General features: G+C 62.1%; 7 protein-coding genes. All 7 read left to right on the forward strand.

What is annotated here, in order from left to right; genetic code table 11:
• Positions 1-4 precede the first annotated feature (4 nt).
• Positions 5-313 carry a nucleotide pyrophosphohydrolase gene (locus tag NDI87_RS16610; protein ID WP_296276693.1) on the forward strand — a complete coding sequence of 103 codons (309 nt, stop codon included), beginning with the start codon at positions 5-7 and terminating at the stop codon, positions 311-313.
• An 8-nt stretch (positions 314-321) separates the two neighbouring features.
• Positions 322-1,209, forward strand: a complete 888-nt coding sequence (gene dapF / locus NDI87_RS16615) for a diaminopimelate epimerase (protein WP_296276689.1) — start codon at positions 322-324, stop codon at positions 1,207-1,209.
• A gap of 2 nt (positions 1,210-1,211) precedes the next feature.
• Entirely contained in the window at positions 1,212-1,913 is a 702-nt protein-coding gene (locus tag NDI87_RS16620; RefSeq protein ID WP_296276690.1) for a DUF484 family protein, read from the forward strand.
• Between the two features lie 77 nt (positions 1,914-1,990).
• Positions 1,991-2,959: a tyrosine recombinase XerC gene (locus NDI87_RS16625; RefSeq protein ID WP_296276694.1), complete on the forward strand. Its 969-nt coding sequence runs from the start codon at positions 1,991-1,993 to the stop codon at positions 2,957-2,959.
• Between the two features lie 33 nt (positions 2,960-2,992).
• On the forward strand, positions 2,993-3,304 hold the full coding sequence (locus NDI87_RS16630; protein ID WP_296276691.1) for a hypothetical protein: 312 nt from the start codon (positions 2,993-2,995) through the stop codon (positions 3,302-3,304).
• Positions 3,301-4,482: a class I SAM-dependent rRNA methyltransferase gene (locus tag NDI87_RS16635; RefSeq protein ID WP_296276692.1), complete on the forward strand. Its 1,182-nt coding sequence runs from the start codon at positions 3,301-3,303 to the stop codon at positions 4,480-4,482. Before NDI87_RS16630 ends, NDI87_RS16635 begins: the two co-directional genes overlap by 4 nt.
• Positions 4,483-4,530: 48 nt before the next feature.
• Positions 4,531-4,595, forward strand: a 65-nt coding sequence (locus NDI87_RS16640) for a GTP-binding protein (protein ID WP_296163825.1), incomplete at its 3' end; no start/stop codon positions are given.

Below are 4,595 nucleotides of genomic sequence, written 5' to 3' on the forward strand. Positions count from 1 at the left end.
GGTCTTGCAACAAAAATTGCGTGATTTTGCCGCTGCGCGCCGCTGGCAGCCCTTTCATACGCCCAAGAATCTCAGCACGGCGCTGCTGGTGGAGGCCGCCGAGCTGGCCGAAATTTTCCAGTGGATGACGGCAGAAGAATCGCAGGCCGCCCATCTTGAACCGGTGATGAAGGAGCGCATTGCCGATGAAGTGGCCGACGTGTTGCTGTATCTGCTGCAAGTGGCCGACCAGTGCGCCATCGATATCCCCGCTGCCGTTGCCGACAAGCTGGTCAAAAACGCCATCAAACACCCTGAGCCGGCGCGTGGATAATCCAGCCCATGCGAATTCCCTTTACCAAAATGCAAGGTGCCGGCAACGACTTTGTGGTGCTCGATGAGACCCAAAGCCGCTTTGGTCTGAACACAGCGCAGTACCGCTGGCTGGCGGACCGCCACTTTGGTGTGGGCGCCGACCAGATCCTGTCAGTGCGCCCGTCACCGGCACCAGGCATTGACTTTGAGTATCTCATCCACAATGCCGATGGCACCGAGGTGGAGCAGTGCGGCAATGGCGCGCGTTGTTTTGCCCGTTTTGTGCGCGACGCCGGTTTGACCCGCAAAGACGCGATCCGTGTACAGACCAAGGGCGGTGTGATTGAGCCGGTACTTAAACCCGATGGCCGCGTCACGGTCAACATGGGCGCGCCGGTGTTTGAGGCTGAGCGAATTCCGTTCGCGCCGGGTCAGGTGCCGGCCCAGCCCAACGGTTCTTGGCAGCAATGGCCGCTGGTGCTTGTCACGTCGGGGCAGGACACGGTGGTGCTGGTGGCTGTGCTGTCGATGGGCAACCCGCACGCGGTTCAGCTGGTGGATGATGTCGGTGCCGCCCCGGTATTGCAGCAGGGGCCCTTGATTGAGTACCATCCGTTTTTCCCGAACCGGGTCAATGCCGGTTTCATGCAGGTGCTAAACCGCCGGCAGATCCGTCTGCGGGTGTTTGAGCGCGGCGCCGGCGAAACACTGGCCTGCGGCTCTGGCGCTTGCGCCGCCGTGGTGGCAGGCATCCGGCTCGGTTTGCTCGATGCTGAGGTGGATGTGCAGACCCATGGCGGCGTGCTCACCATTGCCTGGGCGGGTGGCAACGAACCGGTCATGATGACGGGCCCGGCCACCACCGTTTTTCATGGTGATATTGAAATTCCCAACGACTTCCCCAACGCGTCCTGACCATGCCAAATTCAACCCTGCCCAGCGCCATCAATAACCCGATCACCGAAGACGATATTGCCAATTACCTGGCCAATACGCCTGATTTTTTTGAACGCCATGCCGAGATGCTGGCGGCCGTCCAGCTGACCAGCCCGCACAGCCAGCGCGCGGTGAGCCTGCAGGAGCGCCAGGCCAACATGTTGCGTGAAAAAATCAAGATGCTGGAGCTGCGCATCATGGACATGATTCGCAACGTCAACGAAAACATGGTGCTGTCAGACAAGCTGCTGCGGTGGGCGCGCACGCTGTTTTTGAACACCGACCCCGCCACTTTGCCCGAGTTGATGGCCGACGAGCTGGCCGACCAGTTTGCCGTGCCCCAAGTCGGCATCAAGGTCTGGGGCGTGGATGCCGCCTATGCCGGCGCGGCTTTTGCGCAGGGCGTGAGCGAAGATACCAAGCTCTTTGCCAGTTCCCTGACCGAGCCATTTTGTGGTGTCAACACGGGTCTGGAGGCCACTCGTTGGCTAGCCGACCCCAAGGCAGCGGCCTCGCTGGCCATTTTGCCGCTGCGTGCCGGCCCTGTCGGCAGTGCCGCGCCGGCGTTTGGTCTGCTGGTGCTGGCCTCACCCGATGCCCAGCGCTTCAACAGCACCATGGGCACCGAATTTCTGGCGCGCATTGCCGAACTTGCCAGCGCCGCGCTGTCGCCGCTGCGCTAGCCAATATTCGTTTTGTCCCGTCATTGCGCAGCGTGGCAATCCAAGATTCTGACGTTGACCCAGTGGCGAGCCCGCCCATGGATGTGCTGGTGCAGCGTTATCTTGACCATGTGCGCTTTGAGAAGCGCTTGGCCGGGCGCACCGTGGCGCTCTACACCCTGGACCTGGAAAAGCTGGCGGCCCATGCGGCGCAGGCTGGTGTCAGCTTGACCGCGGTGGAGTCCAGCCACATCCGGCGCTGGGTTGCGCAAATGCACAGCGGGGGCCGCAGCGGGCGAGGCATTGCGCTGATTTTGTCGGGTTGGCGCGGGTTTTATAGCTGGCTCGGGCGTGAAGGGCTGGTGGCCAGCAACCCGGTGCTGGGTGTGCGCTCGCCCAAAGCTGGCAAACCCCTGCCCAAGGCCCTGAGCGTCGATGACGCCGTGCAAATGGCGAGTTTTGAAGCTGCTGACAACCATCCCTGGCTGGAAGCCCGTGACGCGGCCATGGTTGAACTGCTGTACGGTGGCGGCTTGCGGGTGGGTGAGTTGACCGGGCTCGACGTTTATGCCAGTGAGGTTGCGCGCGGCTGGGTCGATTTGCAGGCGGGAGAAGCGCATGTGCTGGGCAAGGGCAGCAAGCGGCGCATTGTGCCGGTTGGGGCCAAAGCGGTGCAGGCACTGCAGGCCTGGCTGGAGCTGCGTGCCAGTGCTTTGCCTGTGTTGCCTGGTCCGGTCGTGCCGGGTGCGACGTCCCATGCGGCATTGTTTATCGGTCGCAACGGCACCCGGCTGACCGCGCAGTCGATCTGGCAGCGCGTGCGCCAGCGCAGTTTGCAGGCCGGGCTGGCGGCGCCGGTGCATCCGCACATGTTGCGGCACTCGTTTGCCAGCCATGTGCTGCAGTCGAGCAGCGACCTGCGCGGCGTGCAGGAACTGCTGGGTCACGCCAACATCAGCACCACACAGATTTACACCCGGCTCGATTTCCAGCACCTGGCCAAGGCCTATGATGCAGCCCATCCGCGTGCCCATCTGAAAACGGGTGGTTCAGGTGGTTCAAAATAGCGGCTGGTGACAATTTCATTCAAGAGGTGATTTATGCAAAAGCAAATCAATGTGGTGCTGGACAAAGGCGTCGAATTTTCTTTTCATGTGCCCGACGGCGCGCCGCTGGCACATGATGCCGCGCGTGCCTGGCTGGATCACCAGTTCACCGCCCTCGACTGCGAGCCCTTGCGCGCCAGTGGCAAAGTGCTCACGGCCGACAAGGTGCTGGTGGTGACGCAGGCTGCGGGTGCGGCGCTGCTGGGCGATGCCAAGTGGTCGACTGACTATGTGGCCGCGGTCAGCGCGGCCCTGGGCAAGCCGATGATCCGCGTCGATGTGCCTGCGATGGCGATCACCTATTGAAAACCGTTCGCCTGCGTGCCGGCAAAGAACGCTCGCTGCTGCGCCGCCACCCCTGGATTTTTGAATCGGCCATCGCCAAAGGTGGTGCGGATGCGGGCGAAACCGTGCGCGTGGAGTCGGACCAAGGCCAGTTTCTGGGTTGGGCCGCTTTCAGTCCGACCTCCAAAATTCGCGCCCGGGTCTGGAGTTTTGACGAGGCGCAGCGCATTGATGCGGCGTTTTTTGCTGCCGTCTGTGCCAGTGCCGTCAAGGCCAGAACCCGCTTCGACATCCACAGCAATGCCATGCGGCTGGTGCACGGTGAATCGGATGGCCTGCCTGGCCTGATTGTTGACCGTTACGGTGACACGCTGGTGGCGCAGTTCACCTCCAGCGGCGTGGAGCGTTGGAAAGACGTGATCGCCGATGCGCTGCTGGCCACCACCGGACTCACCAAACTCTACGAGCGCAGCGACGCCAGCAGCCGCGCGTTGGAAGGCTTGCCCGAGACCACCGGCTGGCTGCGCGGCGAGGGCGGGGTGGATCTGATCCTGCAGGAGCACGACTGGCAACTGGCGGTGAACATTGCCGACGGCCACAAAACCGGCTTTTACCTGGACCAGCGCGACAGCCGCAAGCGCTTTTGCGACTACGCCCGTCGCCTCAAGTTTGAGCGGGTACTGAACTGCTACTGCTACACCGGCGGTTTTACCGTGGCGGCGCTCACCGGCGGCGCGGCCCACGTGACGTCCATTGATTCATCAGGCCCGGCGCTGGAAAAAGCGGCAGCCAATGTGGCCTTGAATGGCTTTGCCGCCAGTCGCACGACCTTCATGGATGCCGACGTGAATGCTTCGCTGCGCCAATTTATCGAACAGGGCCGCGGCTTTGATGCCATCGTGCTCGATCCGCCCAAGTTTGCGCCGACCGTGGCCCATGCCGAGCGTGCGGCACGCGCCTACAAGGACATCAACCGGCTGGCGTTCAAGCTATTGGAGCCGGGCGGCGTGTTGTTCACCTACAGCTGCTCCGGGGGCATCAGCGCCGATTTGTTTCACAAAATTGTGGCTTCGGCGGGCTGCGATGCCGGTGTTGATGGTTATATCCATGAGCGCATGGGCGGCGCACCCGATCACCCGATGACGGTCAATTTCCCGGAGGGCGAATACCTTAAGGGATTGGTGGTGATGCGCAAATGAGTTTCAGCCCGGGGTCGTTACACTCGCTCCCTTTCGATATGCCTTGCTATGAGCCTTATTCCTGCCACCATCCTCACCGGTTTTCTCGGCTCCGGTAAAACCACGCTGCTCAA

This window comes from Rhodoferax sp. (assembly GCF_023701345.1).
Taxonomy (GTDB): domain Bacteria; phylum Pseudomonadota; class Gammaproteobacteria; order Burkholderiales; family Burkholderiaceae_C; genus Rhodoferax.

Coding starts and splice junctions, on each gene's coding strand:
- dapF (WP_296276689.1), top strand. CDS start 322: ATGCGAATTCCCTTTACCAAAATGCAAGGTGCCGGCAACGACTTTGTG.
- NDI87_RS16620 (WP_296276690.1), top strand. CDS start 1,212: ATGCCAAATTCAACCCTGCCCAGCGCCATCAATAACCCGATCACCGAA.
- NDI87_RS16625 (WP_296276694.1), top strand. CDS start 1,991: ATGGATGTGCTGGTGCAGCGTTATCTTGACCATGTGCGCTTTGAGAAG.
- NDI87_RS16630 (WP_296276691.1), top strand. CDS start 2,993: ATGCAAAAGCAAATCAATGTGGTGCTGGACAAAGGCGTCGAATTTTCT.